This window comes from Aquincola agrisoli, from assembly GCF_036621135.1.
Taxonomy (GTDB): Bacteria; Pseudomonadota; Gammaproteobacteria; order Burkholderiales; family Burkholderiaceae_C; genus Aquincola; species Aquincola agrisoli.
Genome location: NZ_JAZIBG010000021.1, coordinates 1 through 20,880, shown reverse-complemented (window position 1 = coordinate 20,880; position 20,880 = coordinate 1). Strand labels below are relative to the sequence as shown.

At 71.9% G+C, this 20,880-nt stretch carries 19 protein-coding genes and 2 pseudogenes; 10 read left to right on the top strand and 11 right to left on the bottom strand.

The genetic code is table 11. The features are described 5' to 3' along the window. Positions 1-57 precede the first annotated feature (57 nt). Positions 58-1,107, top strand: coding sequence for an ATP-binding protein (locus V4F39_RS09695; RefSeq protein WP_332289141.1), 1,050 nt, complete (start codon positions 58-60; stop codon positions 1,105-1,107). Further along, positions 1,107-5,252, top strand: a complete 4,146-nt coding sequence (locus V4F39_RS09690) for an eCIS core domain-containing protein (protein WP_332289140.1) — start codon at positions 1,107-1,109, stop codon at positions 5,250-5,252. Before V4F39_RS09695 ends, V4F39_RS09690 begins: the two co-directional genes overlap by 1 nt. A gap of 24 nt (positions 5,253-5,276) precedes the next feature. Here V4F39_RS09690 and V4F39_RS09685 read toward each other — a convergent pair whose 3' ends face one another. The 5 genes from V4F39_RS09685 to V4F39_RS09665 all read right to left on the bottom strand — a co-directional run bounded on the left by V4F39_RS09685 (position 5,277) and on the right by V4F39_RS09665 (position 9,913). Beyond that, positions 5,277-6,281 (bottom strand): sigma-54 dependent transcriptional regulator, encoded by a 1,005-nt coding sequence (locus V4F39_RS09685; protein WP_332289139.1) that lies wholly within the window; start codon positions 6,279-6,281, stop codon positions 5,277-5,279. A gap of 96 nt (positions 6,282-6,377) precedes the next feature. Further along, a complete protein-coding gene (locus tag V4F39_RS09680; RefSeq protein WP_332289138.1) occupies positions 6,378-6,842 on the bottom strand; it encodes a hypothetical protein in 465 nt (154 codons plus the stop codon). Positions 6,843-6,856: 14 nt separating this feature from the next. Continuing rightward, positions 6,857-8,059 (bottom strand): ABC transporter permease, encoded by a 1,203-nt coding sequence (locus V4F39_RS09675; RefSeq protein WP_332289137.1) that lies wholly within the window; start codon positions 8,057-8,059, stop codon positions 6,857-6,859. Between the two features lie 120 nt (positions 8,060-8,179). Further along, complete coding sequence (locus V4F39_RS09670; protein ID WP_332289135.1) at positions 8,180-8,824, bottom strand: ABC transporter ATP-binding protein; 645 nt, start codon at positions 8,822-8,824, stop codon at positions 8,180-8,182. A 30-nt stretch (positions 8,825-8,854) separates the two neighbouring features. Further along, positions 8,855-9,913, bottom strand: a complete 1,059-nt coding sequence (locus tag V4F39_RS09665; protein ID WP_332289142.1) for an MBL fold metallo-hydrolase — start codon at positions 9,911-9,913, stop codon at positions 8,855-8,857. Between the two features lie 207 nt (positions 9,914-10,120). Between V4F39_RS09665 and V4F39_RS09660 the strand changes: the two genes are divergently transcribed. Together V4F39_RS09660 and V4F39_RS09655 are read left to right on the top strand one after the other, a co-directional pair. Then, on the top strand, positions 10,121-10,789 hold the full coding sequence (locus V4F39_RS09660) for a response regulator (protein ID WP_332289134.1): 669 nt from the start codon (positions 10,121-10,123) through the stop codon (positions 10,787-10,789). Next, a complete protein-coding gene (locus tag V4F39_RS09655; protein ID WP_332289133.1) occupies positions 10,786-12,213 on the top strand; it encodes a sensor histidine kinase in 1,428 nt (475 codons plus the stop codon). The genes V4F39_RS09660 and V4F39_RS09655 overlap by 4 nt, the downstream gene beginning before the upstream one ends. On the opposite strand, the gene V4F39_RS09650 is transcribed toward V4F39_RS09655, so the two are convergent. Genes V4F39_RS09650 through V4F39_RS09640 form a run of 3 tightly spaced genes read right to left on the bottom strand, consistent with a single transcriptional unit; the run spans position 12,195 to position 15,174 of the window. Next, positions 12,195-13,739 carry a tripartite tricarboxylate transporter permease gene (locus V4F39_RS09650; protein ID WP_378235203.1) on the bottom strand — a complete coding sequence of 515 codons (1,545 nt, stop codon included), beginning with the start codon at positions 13,737-13,739 and terminating at the stop codon, positions 12,195-12,197. The two genes, V4F39_RS09655 and V4F39_RS09650, sit on opposite strands and share 19 nt — an antisense overlap. After that, positions 13,739-14,185, bottom strand: a complete 447-nt coding sequence (locus V4F39_RS09645; protein ID WP_332289130.1) for a tripartite tricarboxylate transporter TctB family protein — start codon at positions 14,183-14,185, stop codon at positions 13,739-13,741. Before V4F39_RS09645 ends, V4F39_RS09650 begins: the two co-directional genes overlap by 1 nt. A gap of 8 nt (positions 14,186-14,193) precedes the next feature. Beyond that, complete coding sequence (locus V4F39_RS09640; RefSeq protein WP_332289129.1) at positions 14,194-15,174, bottom strand: tripartite tricarboxylate transporter substrate binding protein; 981 nt, start codon at positions 15,172-15,174, stop codon at positions 14,194-14,196. A gap of 443 nt (positions 15,175-15,617) precedes the next feature. Here V4F39_RS09640 and V4F39_RS09635 point away from each other — a divergent pair, with 443 nt between their 5' ends. From V4F39_RS09635 to V4F39_RS09630, 3 genes and pseudogenes are all read left to right on the top strand, one after another. Then, positions 15,618-16,436: a LuxR C-terminal-related transcriptional regulator gene (locus V4F39_RS09635; protein ID WP_332289128.1), complete on the top strand. Its 819-nt coding sequence runs from the start codon at positions 15,618-15,620 to the stop codon at positions 16,434-16,436. Between the two features lie 7 nt (positions 16,437-16,443). After that, positions 16,444-16,515: pseudogene (locus V4F39_RS27205) on the top strand (putative porin); the annotation flags it as partial. A gap of 22 nt (positions 16,516-16,537) precedes the next feature. Then, entirely contained in the window at positions 16,538-16,924 is a 387-nt protein-coding gene (locus V4F39_RS09630) for a putative porin (RefSeq protein WP_332289127.1), read from the top strand. A gap of 73 nt (positions 16,925-16,997) precedes the next feature. On the opposite strand, the gene V4F39_RS09625 is transcribed toward V4F39_RS09630, so the two are convergent. Next, on the bottom strand, positions 16,998-17,663 hold the full coding sequence (locus V4F39_RS09625) for a type I restriction enzyme endonuclease domain-containing protein (protein ID WP_332289126.1): 666 nt from the start codon (positions 17,661-17,663) through the stop codon (positions 16,998-17,000). Between V4F39_RS09625 and V4F39_RS09620 the strand changes: the two genes are divergently transcribed. Together V4F39_RS09620 and V4F39_RS09615 are read left to right on the top strand one after the other, a co-directional pair. Further along, positions 17,623-18,660 carry an EAL domain-containing protein gene (locus V4F39_RS09620; RefSeq protein WP_332289125.1) on the top strand — a complete coding sequence of 346 codons (1,038 nt, stop codon included), beginning with the start codon at positions 17,623-17,625 and terminating at the stop codon, positions 18,658-18,660. The genes V4F39_RS09625 and V4F39_RS09620 overlap by 41 nt on opposite strands. Before the next feature lie 5 nt (positions 18,661-18,665). After that, positions 18,666-19,346 carry a diguanylate cyclase domain-containing protein gene (locus V4F39_RS09615; RefSeq protein WP_332289124.1) on the top strand — a complete coding sequence of 227 codons (681 nt, stop codon included), beginning with the start codon at positions 18,666-18,668 and terminating at the stop codon, positions 19,344-19,346. Positions 19,347-19,361: 15 nt separating this feature from the next. Here V4F39_RS09615 and V4F39_RS09610 read toward each other — a convergent pair whose 3' ends face one another. Beyond that, positions 19,362-19,880, bottom strand: a complete 519-nt coding sequence (locus V4F39_RS09610) for a glycine zipper domain-containing protein (protein ID WP_332289123.1) — start codon at positions 19,878-19,880, stop codon at positions 19,362-19,364. Positions 19,881-20,207: 327 nt separating this feature from the next. Between V4F39_RS09610 and V4F39_RS09605 the strand changes: the two genes are divergently transcribed. Beyond that, the gene (locus V4F39_RS09605; protein ID WP_332289122.1) at positions 20,208-20,735 is read left to right on the top strand and encodes a hemerythrin domain-containing protein; all 528 of its coding nucleotides are present in this window, start codon (positions 20,208-20,210) and stop codon (positions 20,733-20,735) included. A 28-nt stretch (positions 20,736-20,763) separates the two neighbouring features. Here V4F39_RS09605 and V4F39_RS09600 read toward each other — a convergent pair. Then, positions 20,764-20,880: pseudogene (locus V4F39_RS09600) on the bottom strand (electron transfer flavoprotein subunit alpha/FixB family protein); the annotation flags it as partial.

The window sequence follows — 20,880 nt, the reverse complement described above, 5'->3', positions numbered from 1 at the left end:
GCCGGCACGCCGGCCGCCGCGGCGCTGGCCGACTAGCCGCACCTGCGCCTGGCCGCGGTGAACCCGCAGGCCGAGGCGCGCGCCGCGCTGTGGCAGGCCGCGCTGGCGGCGCAGGGACTGGCGCTCGACGGCCCGGACATCGCGGCGCTCGCGCTGCGCTACCCGCTGTCGGCCATGCGCATCCGCGCCGCCGCGGCCGCCGTCGCCTGGGCACACCCGCCCGTCGACGACGCGGCAGCGCTGGCCGCGGCGCTCGACGACGAGGCGCACGCACGCGCCAACGAGGCCCTCGGCGGCGTCGCCAGCCGCGTGCTGCGCCGCCACGGCTGGGACACGCTGGTGCTGCCCGAGGTCACGCAGCGCCAGTTGCGCGAGGTGGCGGATGCGATCCGGGTGCGCGAGCAGGTCTACGGCGACTGGGGGCTGGCGCGCCGCACCGGCCGCAGCGCCGGGCTGGCGGTGCTGTTTTGCGGCGCCTCGGGCACCGGCAAGACGATGGCCGCCGCGGTCGTCAGCCAGGCCTGCGGCCTGCCGCTGTACCGCGTCGACCTGGCCGGCGTGGTCTCCAAGTACATCGGCGAGACCGAGCAGAACCTCGACCGCGTGTTCCGCGCCGCCGCCCGCAGCAGCGCCGTGCTGCTGTTCGACGAGGCCGATGCGCTGATGGGCCGACGCTCGGAGGTGAAGGACGCGCACGACCGCTACGCGAACCTGGAGGTCGCCTACCTGCTGCAGAAGCTGGAGGAACACCCCGGCGTCGTGATCCTCGCGAGCAACCTGCCGAAGAACCTCGACGCCGCCTTCGCGCGCCGCATGCACTACACGGTGGAGTTCGCGCGGCCCGCCCCGCCGCTGCGCGAACGGCTGTGGCGGGGCATGCTGCCGCCCGCGCTGCCGCGCGCCGACGACATCGACTACGCCTACCTCGCCGAGCGCTTCGACGTGACCGGCGGGGAGATCCAGGCCGCGACGCTGGACGCCGCCTTCCTCGCCGCCTCGGCCGGCACGGCGCTGTCGATGGAGCACCTGCTGCACGCGCTGGCGCGGCGCCAGGCGCAGCAGGGCCATGCGGCGGGCGCCCGCTACAGCGGCGCCGCGAGGCGCTGATGGGCGCCGCGAAGTGCACCGCCGCCGCGGCCGGCCCCTGTGCCGCGACCGCGTCCCCCGAGGCAGCGGCGCGGCCGGGGCACCGCGGCGCGGGCAGGCCGAACCAGGCGGCGCTGCAAGCGCTGGGCATCCAGGCGAAGCTGCGCTTCGGGCAGGCCGGCGACGCCGCCGAGCGCGAGGCCGATGCGCTGGCCGAGCGCTTCGCGGGCGGCGGCGAGACGCCCTGCTGCAGCGCCTGCGCCGCCTCGGCGACGCCCGGGCTGGTGCAGCGCCAGGCCCTGCCCGGCGCGGCTGCGCAGCCCGCGGTCGAGCGGCTGCCGCTGGGCGACGGCACGCCGCTGCCCGCCGCGCTGCGCACCCCGCTGGAGCGCCACCTCGACGCCGACCTCTCCGCGGTGCGCATCCACACCGACCAGCGCGCCGCGCTGGCCAGCGAGCGCATCGGCGCGCGGGCCTTCACGCACGGCAGCGACATCGCGTTCGGTGCGGGCGAGTACCGGCCGTCGTCGCGCGAGGGCCGGCGGCTGATCGCGCACGAGGTGGTGCACACGGTGCAGCAGGGCCGCGGCGCCGGCGCGCCGCGCCAGCGCGGCGGCGGCCCGCGGGCGCAGGCGGAAGGCGGCTTCGACGCCGAGCAGATGCGCCTGCTGGAGGCCTGGCAGAAGGACCAGGCCAACCGGGCAAGCCTCACGGCCTTCGACCAGCTCAACGCCCAGAAGCCGCGCACGGCCTTCGGCGACCCGAACTTCGGCTTTCCATCAAAAGCGGCCCAGGCCGACTTCGAGGCCGGCTTCGGCAAGGGACAGGGCGAGCGCTACGACGACGTGTGCCCGAGCTGCCACAAGCGGCCGTGGGAGATCCGCGAGGAACGCCAGCAGCGCGCCGCCGAGGAAGCGCGGCGCAAGCTGCTGGCGCGCTGGCCCGGCCTGCACAAGGCGCAGCACGAGACCGCGCTCGACGAGCAGGCCCAGTCGCTGCGCGAGGACATCGCCGGCACGCAGCTCGCCGCGACCAAGGCGCGGCTCGCGCTCTTCGACAACGCGCTGAAGGCCCCGCCGATGCTCGGCGACGAGCTGCTGGGCCTGCCCACCGGCGCGCTGACGCCCGAGCTGCGCCTGCACTGGCTGCAGGCGGCGCAGGCCACGGTGCTGGTCGACAACTACATCGATGCGCCGGCCGGGAGCATCGCCCCCGAGGCGATGGCCCCCGCGCAGAAGGCCTACGCGAGCTACTTCGGCACCGTCAGCAAGCTGCTCGGCGAGATGGACCGCGCCGAGGACAAGCGCCGCCTGCGCCGGGACGCGCGCCGGGCGATGCCGAAGATGAGCTGCCCCGGCGGCTGCCACGCCCCGGCGCCGACGCCGGCGACCGACTTCCTCGAGGGCTTCGGGGCGCCGCTGCCCGGCGCGCTGCCGCGCTCGGAGCCGGCGCTGCCCGACGACGTGCGCACCACGTCGACCGGCACCGCGACGAAGGTCGGCCCGCGGGTGCTGCGCATCAACCAGGCGCTGGCCTCGTCCCAGGCGGCGACCGACGTGGCCGCATGGAAGAAGGTCCGCACCGAGTACCGCTGGAGCGTGGGCGAGATGGACCGCATCCTGCGCACCCGCGGCAACTGGGGCTGGGAGGGCAAGGACCTGGTCGACCAGTTCGACTTCGCGCAGGGGCTGCTGGAGCGCCAGCAGGCCTTCCAGGACAAGCACCCCGAAGCGCTGAAGATCCAGGCGGTCTTCTACCCGGAGTTCGAGTTCGAGGACGTCACCGACGACAAGGGCCGGCGCACGACCGGCGCGCGCGGCATCCCCTGGCACTTCTACCTCGTGCGCACGCCGGTCGAGCCGGGATCGAAGACCGTGCCGGTCGGCTACACCTGGGAGCTGCACGACATCACCGCGCCGCTGCGCCCCGGCGGGCGCACCGTCAAGCAGGCCTACACGGTCAACATGTACGAGGGCCTGGCGCGCGAGCGGTTCGATCCCCGTTCGATCGACAGGATGGACCCGCCGCCGACGCTGTTCGAGGAGCTGAACCACCGCGACTTCTTCCCCAAGGGCATGCTGTACTGGCGCTACCCGCTGACGGGCACCCCGGGGCAGCTCAAGACGACGGCGCCGCGCCCCTTCGGCGACTGGCTGAAGCTGATCGGCATGGCGCTGGTGGTGATCGGCGGCGTGCTGATGCCGATGTTCGGCGCGCCGGCGGCGCTGGCGCTGGCCACCGCGATGGGCGGCACCGCGCTGTCCATCCTCGGCGGCTACCACCGGCTGCAGGAGATGGACGCGCACGGCGTGCTGACCCAGGCAGACGTCGACCGCTTCTACTGGGACGTCGCGCTCGACCTCGTGAACATGCTGACCATGGGCCTGGGCCGCATCGCCACGGTGGCGCGTGCCGCGGGCAGCGCGACCCGCGCCGCCCGCATCGCCGAGAGCGCCTACTTCTACGTGCGGCGCGGGCAGATCGCGATGGACGTGATCAACGTCGGCGTCGTCGGGCACGATTTCGTCGCCCAGTTCCGCGCCATCCAGAACTCGAAGATGAGCCCCGAGGAGAAGAGCCGCGCGATGCGCGAGCTGGTGATGATGGGGCTGCTGACCGGCGCGATGACCTTCGCGACGCTGCGCGCGGGCGCGCACGACTGGAACAAGCGCCCTCAGCTGACGCTCGATGCCGACCCGCTGAACCCCCGGCAGCTGACGGCCGGCGTCGACGAGGCCGCCGAGGCCGTCGCCGACGCCGCCGGCCACAACGCCGCACGCGGCAGCGGCAAGGCCAAGGAGGTCGGGCAGCTAGTGCACCACAACCCCGTCAACCGGGAGACGCACACCTACCGCCTCTGGGACGACGGCCGCATCACCCGCTGCAGCGGGCCGCCCTGCCTGCTGCACAGCCAGAACACGGTCGACCAGGTGCAGGAGCTGTCCGAGCACATGCTGACGGCCAGCCAGCACCGCCCGGCGCTGCAGGACCTCGCCGGCCGGGCCGCGACGGTGCGCGAGGAGGCGGCGGCCGCGGTCAAGGCGCCGGCGGCCCAGCGCCAGGCGCAGGCCGACGCGGTGCTCGCGAAGGTCAAGGCGCTGGACGAGGAACTGGCCGCGCTGAAGAAGCAGATCAACACCGAGAACCTGGCCTACGAGAAGACCGGCCGCGACGAGGCGCGCGCGCGCTTCGGCGAGGGCGCGATGAACTACGAGCCGGACCAGTACCGCTGGGTGTTCAACCGCAAGACAGGCGAGCTGCAGTTCCAGCGCCGCAGCATCGCGGTGCCCTGGAAGGAGTGGAAGGACGGCCAGTTCGTCGTCACGCGCGGCCTGTTCCCGGCCGCCGACCCGGTGGCGGCACAGGCGGTGCGCGAGTCGAGCATCACGAAGGACTTCCCGATCACCGCCACCATCGACCGCGTGGCCGACCTGCGCCGGCTGCGCCCGGCCTCGCCGCTGAAGAATTACCGTCCGAAGGACTGGGTGCTGGTCAAGATCGACGACAACAACCTGCACGAGTTCTTCACCGAGGCGATCCCGCACGGCACGATCTTCGAGTTCCCCGGCGGCCAGCGCACCTGGCGCACGCCCGAGGGCACGATCCGCAGCGACGCGCCGCTGGGCGCGCCGATCGGCCGCCGCGGCTGGGAGGCCGGCAAGCCGCCGCAGCTGCGCGTCGATGCGGAGGGCATCAGCAACGAGGGCGTGCCGGTGCGCGAGACCACCGGCGTCGACCACCAGCGCGCCCACACACGCGGCCAGGGCACCGGCTTCGAGCTGTACAACCACATCCCGCTCGCGCCGACCTACGTCAACCAGCAGCTGCAGGCGCGCGGCATCGAGCTGTACTTCTCGCAGCTGACGAAGGCGCGGCCCGACCTCGACCTGCGCCTCGTCACCGAGCACCAGACCTTCAGCGGCACGACGCGGCAGCACTGGATCGACTACCAGCTCGCGATCGTCGACGCCACGGGCCGGCGCAACCTCTTCAAGGTGCGCATCTGGACGGATTACCACAACCCCGCGAAGCCGGCGCGCACCCAGGTGCTGGAGATGCCGCGCAGCGCCGCCGATGCCGACCTGGTGATGAACACGGTCGACATGAAGACGGCACTGGCCGAGATGGAGGCGGCGATCCGCAACGCACGCGCGCGCCGGCGCTGAGCCCCGGCCCAGGGCAGCGGCTGCTCACCGGTCCTGGAAATCGGCGCGTGCGATGCCCTGGCGCTTGAGCATGCGGCCGAAGAGCCGGCGCTCCTTGCCGGCGAGCCGCGCGGCCTGCGTGACGTTGCCGTGCGCGGCCGTCAGGATGCGCCGCAGGTAGGCGGCTTCGAAGGCGCACAGCAGCGCCGCGCGCTCGCCGTTGTAGTCGAGCGGCGCGGGCGCCGGCGCCGCCGCGGGCCCGGTGCCGCCGGGCAGCGTCAGCGGCCCTTCCCCGTCGCACTGCAGGAACGAGCGGTGCACCACGTTCTCCAGCTCGCGCACGTTGCCGGGCCAGGGCGCGCTGCACAGCTGCGCCAGCGCGGCGGCGTCGAAGGCCCGCGGCGCGACGCCGTAGTGGGCCGCCAGCCGCGCCAGCATCGCGTGCACGAGCATCGGCACGTCCTCGGCCCGCTCGGCCAGCGTCGACAGGCGCACGCCCACGACGTTGAGCCGGAAGTACAGGTCGCCGCGGAACCAGCCTTCGCGCACGCCCTGCTCCAGGCTGCGGTTGGCCGCGGCGACGACGCGCACGTCGGCCTCGACCCACTGCTCGCCGCCCAGCGGCCGGAAGCGGTGGTCCTGCAGGAAGCGCAGCAGCGCGGCCTGCGAACGCGGCGCGAGCGTGTGGATCTCGTCGATGAACAGCGTGCCGCCCCGCGCCTGCGCGACGAGGCCGTGCATGTCGCGCCGGGCGTCGGTGAAGGCGCCGCGCGCATGGCCGAACAGCTCGCCCTCGAACAGCGTCTCGGGCAGCGCGCCGCAATCGACCGGCACGAAGGGGCCGCCGCGGCGCCGGCCGAGGTAGTGCAGTGCACGGGCGGCCAGCTCCTTGCCGGTGCCGGTGGCGCCCTCCAGCAGCACGGTGGCGTCGAGCCCCGCGCAGCGGCGCAGCGCGTCGACCAGGTCGCGGTACGCGGCGCTGCAGCCGACCAGCCCGACCCGTTCACAGACGGCCTGGGCCTCCAGAGGGCTGGGGATCGACGCGAGCATCGCGGTACGGGTCGAAAAAGTCGACCGACTGTAGGCCGGCGACCGGTGGCGGCCATCCCTAGGAGTGGGACCCGCGCCGCACCTCGGCGGGGCGCGTCAGGCAGGCACCTGCCGGGCGTCGATCAGGCGGTAGTACATGCCGGACGGGTCGTCGCGCAGCAGCTTGATGCGCCCAACCAGCGTGAAGGGCTTCGAGCTGAACTTCAGCGGGTCGCTGCGGACCTCGATGTACGCCGACGGCCCGCCCTCGATGCAGAACTCGCAGTCCTGCGGCTTCTGCGTGAGCAGGAACCGCGTCTGCTGCGCCTTGGCCTCGAGCGGCACCATGAAGCCCGTCACCGCCACCTGCCTGCCGTCCAGGCGCACCAGCGCGGCCGGGAAGTCAATGGCCGTGGACGAGGGCTTCGTGCTGGCGCGGGCCTGCGCCATCAGCTCCCAGGTGATCACCGGCAGCCCCGCGCCGCCCCCCTGCTGCGCCCGCGCGGCGCCGCCCCCCAGGCCGCACAGCGCCGCCAGCGTGCCGGCGACCAGCGTGCGCCGTCCTTGATCCGAAGTCGTCATGCCCATCGCTCCTTTCACTCCATCCGCAGCGCGTCGGCCACGGCCGCGCGCTGCACCCGCCAGGCCGGCAGCGCCGCCCCGATCCATGACACCGCCAGCGCCGCGGCCACGATGACCAGCTCCAGCGGATCGAACACCCGCCCGCTCAGGGGCGGCGCCGACACCGGCAGCCGGCTGCCGGCGAACTCGACCGCGGCGTGCGCGGCCAGCAGGCCCGCCGCCGCACCGAGCAGCCCGACGAACGTGGCCTCCAGCAGCACGGCCGTCGCGGTGATGCGCGGCGAGGCGCCCAGCAGCCGCAGCACCGCGACGTCGCGCATCCGCTCGCGGTGCGACGCCATCAAGCCGGCGCCCACGGCCAGCGCCGCGCAGACCAGCAGCAGGCCGCCGAGCATCGCGGCGCCGTCGGAGCCCCACTGCACCAGGGCGAAGAGCTTGGCCGCCTCGTGGGCCGGCGAGGCCGACACCAGCGTCGGCACGGACGCCACCAGCCGCGGCAGCACGGCTGCCGCCAGCGGCGAGCGGAACCGGATCAGCACCCCGCTCACCTGGCCCGTGGGATCGCCGGCGCGCGCGGCGAACGCCGGCGGCGACGGCGGCGCCGCATGGGCCTGCCAGATCGATTCGAGCGAGACCAGCACCAGCTTGTCCAGCAGGGTGCCCGTGCGTGCCAGCACGCCTGCGACGCGGTAGCCGTGCCCGTGGTGCGGTTCGCCCGCCTCGGCGAGGCCGTGCGTTGTCGCGAAACCCGCGCCGACGGCCAGGCCGGTGCGGCGGGCGGCATCGGCGCCGAGCACGGCCTGGCCCGCGCCCTGCGGCCAGGCGCCGGCGGCGAGCACCCCGCCGTAGAGCCCGGCGAAATCGGCAGGACGGGTGCCGACGACACGGTGGCCCGCCAGCGAATCGCCCAGCGCCACCGGCACCCAGCGCTCGACGAGCCGGTGCGCCAGCACCGGCTGCAGCAGCGACAGCGCGAACGGCGGCGGCGGCGCGTCGAGGTGGAAGATGCCGGACAGCACCAGCTGCGCCGGGCTGGTCCGGCTGCCGACCACCAGGTCGGCGGCGGCGGCGTTGCGCTCGGCCGCCCGGGTGGCCTGCCCGAGCGCCAGCATCGTCGCCGCGATGGACGCCACGCCCAGCGCGAGCAGCAGCACGTTCAGCAGCGTCGCGGCGGGCCGCCGCACGATGCGGCGCCATGCCAGTCCCGCCGCGTTCACTGGACGACCCTCCGCACGGCGTGCTCCGGGATGAGCGCTTGGGAGCGGCCCGGCGCGTTCACAGGACGACCCTCCGCACTGCGTGCTCCGGGAAGAGCGCTTGGGAGCGGCCCGGCGCGCTCATATCGCTTCCACCCGCGCCAGTTGCAGCCGGTGCTGGAAGCGCGGCAGGATGCGCCGGTCGTGCGTGGCGACCACCAGCGTGGCGCCCGCTTCCGCGCAGCAGCCGGCCAGCAGCGTGCACAGGGCCTCGCAGGCCTCGTCGTCGAGGTGCGAGGTGGGTTCGTCGGCGACGACCACCGACGGCCCGCACAGCAGCGCGCGGGCCAGCACGACGCGCTGGCGCTCCCCCTGCGAGAGGCCGCGCGTGCGCCGCCGCGCCAGGTGCGCGATGCCCAGGCGTTCGAGCAGCGTGCCGACGCGGCGCCGGTCGACGGACGCCGCGGCCATGTGCGCCGCGAGGGCCACGTTCTCCTCGACGCTGAGGATGTCCAGCAGGTGCGGCGACTGGGTGACGACACCCACCGTCCGCCCGCGCCAGCGGTCGGAGGCGCGGCGCGCCAGCCCGTGCACCGCGGTGCCGCCGACGTGCACCGTGCCGGCGTCGGCCGGGCGCAGCGCGCACAGGATCTCCAGCAGCGTCGACTTGCCGCTGCCCGACGGGCCGGTCACGCAGCAGCTCGCCGCGGACGGCAGCTGCCACCGGTCCAGGCGCAGCACCTCGCGCCCGCCGTACGACTTGCGCAGGCCCTGCACCTCGATCACCGCGCGCTCCCCCGACGTCGCCGGCCGGCGTCAGTCACCCGCGCATTCCATCTCGCCGGCGCGCGGGTTCTCGCCCTGCACCCCGGGGCCGATGCCGGAGGCCGGCAGGCCCATCGCGAGCTTGACCTCGGCGTTGTCGACCTGCCTGACGCCGTCCTTGTCGTACACGAACGCGTCGAAGAAGTTCTTCGAATAGATCTGGGGCACGTTCGCGCCCGCCAGCAGCTTCTTCAGCTCGGGCATCTCGTCCTCGCTGTACGGGTAGTGCAGGCCGTTGAGGATGTTGAAGCCGCCGCGCGCGCCGTAGTGGTGCGGCATGAAGTACCTGACGTCGAAGGCCGGCACCACGGTGCGCGCCTGGTTCACCACGCGCGACTCCGGGCCGCCCTGCCAGACCTCGAAGCCGCCGATGCCCGCGTCGCGCACGGCGTTCGACAGGTTGGTCAGCGGCGCGCCCCGGTTGACGCCGTCGCGGTCGACCTGGTCGGTGGTCAGGTCGCGGCCGCCCGCGCCGCTGTCGGTGACGTACCAGGTCAGCGTCTTGGCGGGCGTCTTCGCGGTGAACAGGTAGCCGAAGGTCTCGATGCCGCCGCCGTTCTGCAACTGGCCGCAGCCGATGCTGTGGACCCAGCGCACCACGCGCATGGTCACGTGCTCGTTCAGCACCACCTTCTCGCCGCCGTAGAGCGCGGTGCACTTCGCCGCCGGGATGCCATAGGCCACCGCCTCCTCGCAGGCGGCCTTGGAGCCGTAGTACTGCGCCTGCGTCTGCTTGGCCCACTCCGGCGTGTCGACCGAGTGGTCGCCGTGCAGGTGGCCGAGCAGCACCACGTCGACCGTGCCCTTGAGCTTCAGCGCCTCGTGCACCTTGGCCACCATCTCCGGATTCGGATTGCGCGCGGGATATCCCACGGCGCCGTCGAGCATGATGCCGAGGTCACCCACCTGATAATGCCAGTTGGTGATGCCGAACCAGGTCATCCTGACGTTTTCAGGCGCATTGTTCGAATCATCGTCGCTGCCGCCGCAGGCCGTCAGGCCAATGGCCAGCATCGTCGCTGTGGCCAGGGCGCCGAGGGGGAAAATCATTTTCAAGGTCATGTCTCCTCTAAAGGTTCGTCGACAAAGGCCTGCAGTACGCGTCCTTTGCAGAGACGATAATCCGCCGAGGCTTTCAACGGCCTTTCGAACTGAAAGCCATTCCCTGCGGGTTTACTCTGATCTGGGCTGGCACCGCCAGCTGAGGCGACAATCGCCGGCATGGGAGTCGATCCATTTCCGGCTCCGGAGAAAACCATGCGGCTGCTGCTCGCGGAAGATGAATCGGCACTCGCCGACTGGCTGGTGCGCGCGTTGGGCCAGAGCGAATACCAGGTCGACTGGGTGGCCGACGGGCGCCTGGTACGCCGTGCACTGCGGGGTACGCGCTACGACGCGCTGATCCTCGACCTCGGCCTGCCGGGCCTCGACGGGCACGACGTGCTCGCCGACCTGCGCGAGCACGACGAGCGGCTGCCCATTTTGATACTCACGGCCCGTGACAGCCTGGCCGAGCGCGTTTCCACCCTGAAGGCGGGCGCCGACGATTTTCTGGCAAAACCCTTCGAAATCGAGGAGCTGGAAGCCCGGCTCCTGGCACTGGTACGCCGGTCGCGGGGGCGGGAGTTTTCTCGCTTCGTGTGCGGCAATCTCAGCTACGACGCCGTCACAAAACGGTTCCAGATCGACAACGAACCGCTGGCCCTGACCGCGCGCGAACATGCCGTGCTGCGCACGCTGATCCAGTGCAGCGGCGAGCCGCTGGCCAAGCGGGAAATTCTCGACCGGGTTTTTTCGGACGAAAGCGACGTACACCCCGAGGCGATCGAGGTATTGATCCACCGGTTGCGCAAACGCCTGGCCGGCAGCAGCGCGCAAATTTCCACGCTGCGCGGCCTGGGTTATGTGCTCGAGGTGCTGCCGTGAATATCGACGCCCTCCACCGGATGAGCCTGCGGCGCACGCTGATCATCGTGCTGCTGGCCGGCGTGCTGGCCGCCAGCGTGATCCAGGTCGTGATGACCTGGCGCACCGCGCAGGCCGCCGTCAACGCGGCGTTCGACCGCTCGCTGTACGGCGCCATCCGCTCCATCGCCGCGAACGTCTCCACCGAAAGCGGCGGCCTGGGGGTCGAGCTGCCCTACCTGCTGTTCGAGTTCTTCGAGCTCACCGCCAGCGGGCCGGTGTACTACCGGATCGCCACCGAGGACGGCCTGGTGGAGATCGGCCACCCCGACCTGCCGATGCCGCGCGAGCGCCTGGAAGACCGCCAGCCGCACTTCGCCACGGTCGACTACGCGGGCAGCCCGGTGCGCGTCGGCACCTACGTGAGCACGCTCGACCGGCCGGTGGGCGGCAGCAGCGACCGGCGGCTCGTGATCCAGGTGGCGGAAGAGCTCGCCTCGCGCAGCCAGTTCAGCCAGCAGCTGATCGTCAACGCGGTGGCCCGCGACATCCTGCTGGCGGCCGTCGTGGCGGGCATGGTCGCGGCCGCGGTGAGCTGGTCGCTGCGGCCGCTGCAGCAGCTGCGCCACGAGGTGCGCTCGCGCGCGTCCGACGACCTCTCGCCGGTCGACCTGCACCGCGTGCCGGCCGACGTGCTGCCGCTGGTGGAAGCGATGAACCAGCACGTGTTCCGCTACCGGGAGCTGCTCGCGACGCAGCGGCGGTTCCTCGACGACGCCTCCCACCAGCTGCGCACGCCGCTGAGCACGCTGCTGACGCAGGTGACCTACGCGCAGCGCGAGCCCGACATCGCCACCGTGCGCGACACGCTGCGCGCGATGCGGCAGCAGCTGAAGCACACCATCCGCCAGGCCAATCAGATGCTGGCGCTGGCCCGTGCCGATGCCCTGGAACTGGCGTGCGAGACGACGGACGTGTCGGCCCTGGCAGGCGGCGTGGCCAAGCGCTGGTGGCCAGCCGCGCGCGACAAGGGGGTGGACCTGGGCTTCGAGGCGGCCGCCGTGCCCCTGCGGACGCCGGTGCAGCGCGAACTGGTCGAGGAGGCGCTGTCGAACCTGATCGACAACGCCCTGCGGCACACCCCGGCGGGCGGGCGCATCACCGTGAGGGCCGAGGCGCGGCCGGACCGGGCCTGCCTGCACGTGGGCGACAACGGCCCCGGCATCCCCGAGGCGGAGCTGGCGCAGGCGACACAACGCTTCTTCCGCGCGAGCAACTCGCAGGGCGCCGGCTCGGGGCTGGGGCTGGCGATCGTCGCGTCCATCGCCAAGCGGCACCGGGGAGCCCTGATCCTCGCGCGCGAGCCGAACGAGGGCGGCCTGCTCGCGACCCTCGAGCTTCCGCTGCCGGCCGGCGCGGGCGGCCATCAGCCCCCGGCCTCCTGAACCGGCGCGACGGCCTCGGCCAGCGGCGCCCGGTGGCCGCGCCGCCGGGCCCGCGCACGCCACAGCGGCGGCACCACGAGCATCAGCGCGGCGCAGATCCACAGGCCCACCGAGATCGGGCTCTCGAACAGGATCGACACATCGCCCTGGGTGATCGACAGCGCCCGGCGGAGGTTCTGCTCCATCAGGCCGCCCAGCACGAAGCCCAGGATCAGCGGCGCCATCGGCACGTCCTGCTTGCGCAGCAGGTAGCCCGCCACCCCGAGCACGGCCATCAGCACCAGGTCGAAGGTCGTCGCGTGCACCGCGTACACCCCCACGGCGCTGACCGAGAGGATGCTGGGAACCAGCAGCCAGTTGGGCACCGACAGCAGCTTGGTGAACAGGCCCACCATCGGGATGTTCATCATCAGCAGCATCACGTTGGCGAGGAACAGCGACGCGATGAAGCCCCACACCAGCGCGGGCTGCTGCGAGAACAGCGCCGGACCGGGCGTGATGTTGTAGAGCGCGAGCGCGCCCATCATCACGGCGGTGGTGCCGGAGCCCGGCACGCCCAGCGTCAGCATCGGCACGAAGGAGCCCGTGGCCGCCGAGTTGTTGGCGGCCTCCGGCGCCGCGACCCCGCGGATGTCGCCCCGGCCGAAGGTGCCGTCCTTGTCGGTGAGGCGCTTTTCCATCGTGTAGGTCATTGCGCTGGCGACCGTGGCGCCCGCCCCCGGCAGCACGCCGACGACGAAGCCGACCACGCTGGAGCGCAGCGTGCACCACCAGGTCTCCCGGGCCTCCTGCAGGTTGAAAAGCTTGCGGCCGGTGACCTTGACCGCGCCGGGCGCCGCATGGTGGCTCTCGATCATCAGCAGGATCTCGCTGATCGAGAACACGCCGATCACGACCACGACGAACTGGATGCCGTCCGACAGGTGGATGTCGCCGCCGGTGAAGCGGTAGACGCCCGAGTTGGAATCGAGCCCGACGCAGGACAGCGACAGGCCGAGCACCGCGGCCACGCCGGCCTTCACCGGCGCGTCGCCGAGCAGCCCGGCCAGGCAGGCGAACGCGAAGCACATCAGCGCGAAGTACTCGGCCGGCCCGAACGAGAGCGCCCAGCCCGCGAGCAGCGGCGCGAACAGCACGATGCCGGCCGTGGCGACCAGCGAGCCGATGAACGAGCTCCAGGCGGAGATCGACAGCGCGACCCCGCCGCGGCCCTGCCGCGCCATCGGGTAGCCGTCGAGCGCGGTCATGATCGCGCCCGCATCGCCCGGCACGTTGAGCAGGATCGACGAGATGCGCCCGCCGTACTCGCAACCGATGTAGACGGCCGCCAGCAGGATCAGCGAGGTCTCCGGCGGCAGCTTCATCGCGAACGCCAGCGGCATCAGGATGGCGACGCCGTTGATGGGGCCGAGCCCCGGCAGCAGCCCGACGACCGTGCCGATCAGCGCGCCCAGCGCGGCGACGAACAGGTTCATCGGCGTGAACGCGACGCCGAAGCCGGTGGCCAGGTGGGTGAGCGTGTCCATCACAACCCCCTGAGCAGCGGCGCCAGCCAACCCGCGGGCAGCACGACGTCGAGCAGCCGGTCGAACATGAAGTAGCCGCCGACGCCCAGCCCCGCCCCGGCGGCGAGCGACTTGAGCGCGCTGCCGCCGAAGGCCATGCCCACCGGCACCGCCATCAGCGCGGTGGCCAGCGGGAAGCCCAGCGTCTCGAAGGCCGCCGCGTACAGGAACACCGCGCCAACGCACAGCCCGAGCAGGCGCAGCGGCAGCTGGGCGTACTGCCCGCGGTCCGGCGACGGCTTGCACACCAGCCACGCACCGCCGGCCGCCAGCAGCGCGGCCAGCAGCAGCGGGAAGGCGCGCGGACCGACGGGCTCGTAGGAGATGGCGGCGGCGTAGCCCTGGGCGGCCCAGGCCATGCAGGCCGCCGCGACGAGGCAGGCCGCCCCGAGGAGTCGATCGCTCATGGCCGGCTTCACTTGGCGACGTTGAGGCCGAACTCTTCCACCAGCTTGCGGTAGTCGGCCACCTGGCGCTTCACGTAGGCGTCGAGCTCGGTGCCCACGAGCGCCAGCGGGAACAGGCCGCGCTCGTTGCGCAGGCGCTCGTAGGCGGGCGTGGCCATCATCTTCGAGAAGGTGTCGCTCCACACCTTGTAGTCGGCCTCGGAGACCTTGGGCCCGACGTAGAAGCCGCGCACGATCGGCCACTCGATGTCGGCGCCGGCCTCCTTGGCCGTGGGCACGCCGGACATGTCGCCCGGCAGGCGCTTGTCGGCCATCACGGCCAGCACCCGGACCTTGCTGCCGGCCTTGGCCTGCTGCAGGGTTTCCGCGGCATCGCCGGTGAACACGTGGATGTGGCCGCCCTGCAGCGCGGTCATCGCCTCGCCGCCGCCCTCGAACGCGACGAAGCGCATGCTGCGCGGGTTGACGCCCGCCGCACGGGCCAGCAGCGCCGCTTTCATCCAGTCCTGGCTGCCGATGGTGCCGCCGGCACCGAGCACGACCTTGGTGGGGTCGGCCTTCATCGCGGCCATCACGTCCTTCAGCGTCTTGTACGGCGAGCCCTCAGCCACCACGACGGCGCCGTAGTCGGTGCCGATGGCGGACAGCCACTTCACGTCGCTCTCGTTGTAGCGGCCGAACTTGCCCTGCGCCAGGTTCAGCAGCGAGCCGCCGGAGAACGCGACGATGGTGTTGGCGTTGTCGGGCCGCTGCGCGATCACGGTGTTGTAGGCCACCGCACCGATGCCGCCGGGCATGTAGGTCACGCGCATCGGATCGGCGATGAACTTGCCGTCCAGCAGGGCGCTCTGCACGAGCTTGCAGGTCAGGTCGAAGCCGCCGCCGGGCTTGGCCGGCGCGATGCATTCGGTCTTGTCGAGCGGGCCGGCCGCGGCCAGCGTGGCGGCGGCGGCCAGCACGAGGGCGGTCGCCAGGGTCTTTGCGGTCATGGGTGTCTCCAAGGGTCAAGCTGCCGTGAACGGAGCGAACCTTAGCGACGGCGCACTTTCGGCCTGCTTTCAAGCCTCGCAGGGGAAAACCCGATGGCGACCGGCCTGGGTCGGCCGGCGCAAGGGCGCGCGCCCGCCGTCAACACACTGTCATGCGCCGGCCGCACACTCCACCCTGCTTCCCCCGGCGGCCGTGCCCTGCAGGCCGCGGACCCCTGCGCCCGGTGCGGCAACCGCCCGGCGACAACCGCAGATCATGGCGCGCCGCCGGGTGCGAAGTCGAAACCGATCGTCTCCTGAAGGCCGCCAGCCGCGGACCGATGACTGCATGCTTCTCCGCGCCATGATCCTTTCGGCGCATGGCACGCGATGTCCGGTCATCTGCAGAAACGAAACTGCCACGTTTCGACACCAGCACGCCAATGCATTACATGGATGACTCGGTGCTTTCGCCCCGAAGTGCCGAAGCGCTGGTCCGCGCGCTCGAGTCCGCGCCGCAGGTCCGCCGCCGCTACCAGTTCTTCGTGTGGCTGCAGAGCCAGCTGCATGCGCTCGTGCCGCACGGGCTGGCCGTCTGCGGCTCCTACCAGCGGCTGCGGCGCGACCTGGTGTTCGAGGTGTTCCACAGCGCGGTGCTGCCGCCGCCCCTGCTCGCCTCGCTGGCCGATGCCCGCACCCCGCTGATCGGCGAGCTGCAGGGCCGTTGGCTGGGCGCGCAGCGCCGCGCCGCCATCGTGCCGCTGCACGCCCTCGAGGCGGCCGGCGGCGGCGATGCCGCGATGCTGTCCGAGGCCGGGCTGACCCAGCTGCTGATGCACGGCGTGTCGCGGCCGCAGCGGCCGGCCGAGCTGGAGAGCTTCTTCATCTTCGCGGACAGGCAGGGCGCGATCGGCGCGCAGCAGCTGCTGCACCTGGAGCTGCTGCTGCCGCACCTGCACGCCACCTACCTGCGCGTGCAGGCCACCGAGCACGAGATGAACAGCCTGCCGCCGCAGATGCTGCCACGCCGCAGCACCGCGGCCGCGCCGGTCACCGAGCGCGAGCGGCAGATCCTCGGCTGGGTGCGCGAGGGCAAGAGCAACCTGCAGATCGGCGACCTGCTGGGCATCAGCCCGCTCACGGTCAAGAACCACATCCAGAAGATCCTGCGCAAGCTCGGCGCCAGCAACCGCGCGCAAGCAGTGGCGCTGGCCATGTCGCGCAACATGCTGCTGCGCAGCGCGCAGCGCGACCCGCTGGCCGATCCCGACGTGCCCGAATGAGCCGATCGTGATCGGCGGGCGCATGCCCAACCCGTTCTACAGCACCGACCTGCTGTGGCCCGACGACCTGAACTTCGACGGCATCGCGAGCCGCGAGCCCGGTGTGGGGCCTGGCCTCGAAGTTCCGGCCCATCAACCTGACGACCGGCCTCACCTTCAGGCACTGGGACCCGGTGCAGGTGGGCCTGACGCTGGACGGGCTGAAAAACGGCGCGCTCGACATCGCCGACATCCGCCGCCGCACCGGCCTGCCCGCGCTGGACCGGAGGCAGCAATGCGTTGAGAAAGCGCAGCTCGCAGCCGACGGCGAAGCCAAGAACCGCCAGCTCCACACGCTGGCCGTGCAGGCGGTGGAGCGCTACCGCAGCAAGACGCCGATGGAGACCGCGCTGCAAGGCGATCCGCTGTTCGGGCTGACACAGGTGCGGATCGAGAACGTGGCGGACGAGCTGCGGGCGCAGATGGATGCGCAGAAGATCGTGCGGTGAATCGACGCAGGTTCAGATCGAGAGCGCGGCGGCTCGTGGGATTTTTTGGAGGCGCCCATGCGTCATTGAGCTCTCAGGCCGCCCACTTCTTGCCCCGCATCGCGTACTCCACGGCCAGGTCGTAGACGTTGTCGCACTTCTGTTTGAACGTCGTTCGGTCGTAGCTGTCGGGCAGATCCGCGTCGAGGACGCGCTCGATCTCTGCCCGCACCTGCTTCTGCGTTTGCGCGCTCTGGTGCCAGTTCTGGATCAGCACCTTGGGCTGCTCCTCCACCAAGCGCTTGAGCAGATGCTTGGCCGCCAGCTTCACGCGCTGGATTTCGTCCTGCGTCAGTGACTGCTTCTTGAGCAGGTCGAACAGCTCCAGCTCGTCCTCGGTCAGTCCCTCGCGGATGTGCCGTTCGGCCTCTTCCTTCAGCGCCTGGGCGTAAGCTGTCAGCTCGTAGTAGTTCTCGGTGGACGTGGCGCCCGAGTTGTAGGCGTCAATCACGTTCTGCAGCCGCTGCAGAAAATCCGTTCGCGTGCTGTTCTGCGCCAGCATCTCGGCCAGCTTGCGCTGCAAGAAGGCCTGCAGGTCGGCGATCTGGATGTTCTTGAACGGCGCCTGCTTGAACTCCTCGCGCAACTTCTCGACGTTGACCTTGCTCAGGTCCCAGGCCTTGCCGCGCTGCACGATCTGGTACTGCGCCTCGAACTCCTTGCACTTCCAGCCCCTCGTCGAACTGAGCGACGGTGCCATCCACGCCCACGAGGCGCTGACGCGCACACCGCCCGGCTGCCCCTGGCCGCACCCCGACGCGCTGTTCGCCGCGGCGCGGGCCGAGGGTGTCAACATCGAGCTGGAACTCACCTGCCTGCGTGCTGCCATCGTGGCCTGGGCGCGCCAGCGTGCAGACGGCAAGCTCTTCGTCAACCTCAGTGCCGCCGCGCTGGTCTCGACGCTGGAGGCGCACGACCTGGACGAACTCGTCGCCATCGTGCGCAGCCGCGGCGTGCCGCCGAGCGCGCTGGTGATCGAGATCACCGAGCACGAGCACGTGCGCGACGTTGACCGGCTGCAGCCCGCCGTGCTCGCGCTGCGCCGCCGCGGCATCGGCGTGGCGCTCGACGACTTCGGCGACGGCCGCTCCAGCCTGCGGCTGTGGTCGGAGCTGAAGCCCGAGGTGGTCAAGATCGACAAGTACTTCACCCGCGGCCTGGCCGGCAACGGCGACAAGCTGCAGACGCTGCGCGCGCTGCTGCAGATCGCGGAGACCTTCGGCTCCGCACTGGTGGCCGAAGGCATCGAGACCGGCGAAGACCTGCGCGTGGTGCGCGATCTCGGCATCCGCTACGGCCAGGGCTTTGCGCTGGGCCGGCCCCAGCCCGCCGCCGTGGCCGAGCCGCTGCCGCCCGCGCAGGCCGTGCTCGCCAGCCGCGAGGTGGCGGTGCTGCCGCAGCGGCGCCGGGCGGCCAACCACGGCGGGCTCACCGCGGCCAAGCTGTGCCGCGCCGTGCCGCCGGCCGCGCCGGTGATGACGCACGACGAGGCCTTCGCGCGCTTCCAGGCGGAGCCCGAACTGCATGCCATCGCGATCGTGGAGGACGAGCGTCCGCTGGCGCTGGTGAACCGCCAGAAGTTCGTCACCGCCTACGCGCAGCCCTACTTCCGTGAGCTCTACGGCCGGCGGCCGGCGCTGCTGCACGGCAACCAGCAGCCGCTGCACGTCGACATCCATACGGGGATCGAGAGCTGACCTCGGTGCTCACCTCGGCCGACCAGCGCTACCTGACCGAAGGCTTCATCGTGACGGAGGGGGGCCGCTACCGCGGCCTGGGCACCGGCGAGCAACTGGTGCGTGCGGTGACGGAGGCGCGCATCGAGGCCGCGCGGCATGCCAACCCGCTGACCTTCCTGCCGGGCAACATCCCGATCAGCGACCACATCGACCGCCTGCTCGACGGCGGCTGCGAGTTCGTCGCGTGTTACGCCGACCTGAACCACTTCAAGCCGTTCAACGACCAGTACGGCTACTGGCGCGGCGACGAGATGATCCGGCTGGTGGCGGAGATCCTCACCGCGCACTGCGATCCGCGGCGCGACTTCGTCGGCCACGTGGGCGGGGACGACTTCATCGCGGTGTTCCAAAGCCCGGACTGGCAGTCGCAGTGCGAGGGTATCGTCGAGACCTTCAACGTGCGCGCACGCAGCTTGTTCGATGCACAGGCGCTGGCCGCGGGCGGCCTGGTGGCGGAAGACCGGCACGGCACCATGCGCTTCCACCCCTGCACGACGCTGTGCATCGGGGCGGTGCCGGTCGCGCCAGGGCGCTTCCGCCGCTCGGACGGGGTGGCGAACGCCGCCGCGATCGCCAAGCGCCATGCCAAGCACGAAGGCACCGGCCTGCACATCCTCGACGCCGAGGCCGCGGCGGCGGTCTAGCGTCGGGGCGGGCCGTCAGCGGCCGTCGCGGTCGGAGTCGCCGGGGATGGCGCGCTCGACCCGGTCGCTCAGGCGTTGCCAGGCATCGCGCGACGCCGGGCGGGCGGTTTCCCACTCGAGCTTCGAGGTGCCGCGGCGCGAGCCCCAGTCGCGGCTGAGGTCGGACTCGAGGTCGTCGAAGGAGCGGTCCGGATAGCGCGTATAGGCGTCCACGCCATAGCCGTAGGCCGGGCCGTAGTCGTCGTAGGTGCTGCCCTGCGACACATACGGGCGGGTGGAGTAGTTGTCGCGCCAGTAGGCATCTTCGACGGCGGGGTCGGCAGCCTTGGCCATGCCCTTGCCGGCCATGGCGCCCGCGACGGCGCCGACCACGGCGCCCACGGCGGCGCCCACCGGCCCGGTCATGCCGCCGACGGCCGCACCGGCCGCGGCGCCACCGGCCACACCGCCGGCGACGCCGCCCACGACGGCGCCTGTACCGGTGGCCACGGGGTGGGACTTCTTGTCTGCCAGGGTTTGATCATGTTCGTTCATCAGGGTCTCCTGTGATGGGTGGTGGATGGGTGCTCCAACCTTAGGGCCCCGGGCGGCGGCACAGGCAGGGGCGAGCGGCCCATCCGCGGGCCGGCCGGGGACTGTCACCGTTGTCAGCCGATGCCCACAGCGCAGGGTGCCTGCGGAGTGTTCGAGGCCGCGGCGCCGTGGGGATGTCGGACGGCTGCCCACCCCGTCGTCAGCGGGGCGCGCGACATGGGCCGAGGGCCTGCACAAGCGGGCCCGCGTCCGCTACGGTAGAGGCCGACCCATCCATGAACCCGCCTTGCCTGCCTCGCAGCCAAGGCACCCATTGAGGACGCAGCCATGCCCAACGCACAAGCCACGACCAGCCGCAGCACCCGCAGCGCCGCCGCCCGCGAGACCCGTGAGGCTCCGGACGCCATCACCCTGCTGACCGACGACCACAAGGAAGTGAAGAAGCTGTTCCGCCAGTACGACAAGCTCGCGAAGGCGGAAGCACAGGCCTCGCAGCGCCAGGAGGTGGCGGAACGGATCTGCTTGATGCTCACGGTGCATGCGCAGATCGAGGAAGAGCTGCTCTACCCCGCCGCCCGCGAGGTGCTGCCGGAAGCCGACCTGGTGGACGAGGCCGCCGTCGAGCACCAGAGCGCGAAGGACCTGATCGCGCAGATCCGCGGCATGACGCCGGACGAGCCGCTGTACGACGCCAAGGTGAAGGTGCTGGGCGAGTACATCGACCACCACGTCAAGGAGGAACAGGACGAGCTGTTCCCGAAGCTGCGCCGCCGCATCGACATCAAGGCGATCGGCGCGGCGCTGATGGAGCGCAAGCAGGCGCTGATGGCCGAAGAAGCCGACGGCCTGCATTGAGGCAGGTGCCCAGCGGGGTGGCGGCCGCTCAGCCGGCCGCCACCCAGGCCGGCACCGCCGTGAACAGGTCCGCCTCCAGCCCGTAGTCGGCCACCGAGAAGATCGGCGCCTCCGGGTCCTTGTTGATCGCGACGATGACCTTGCT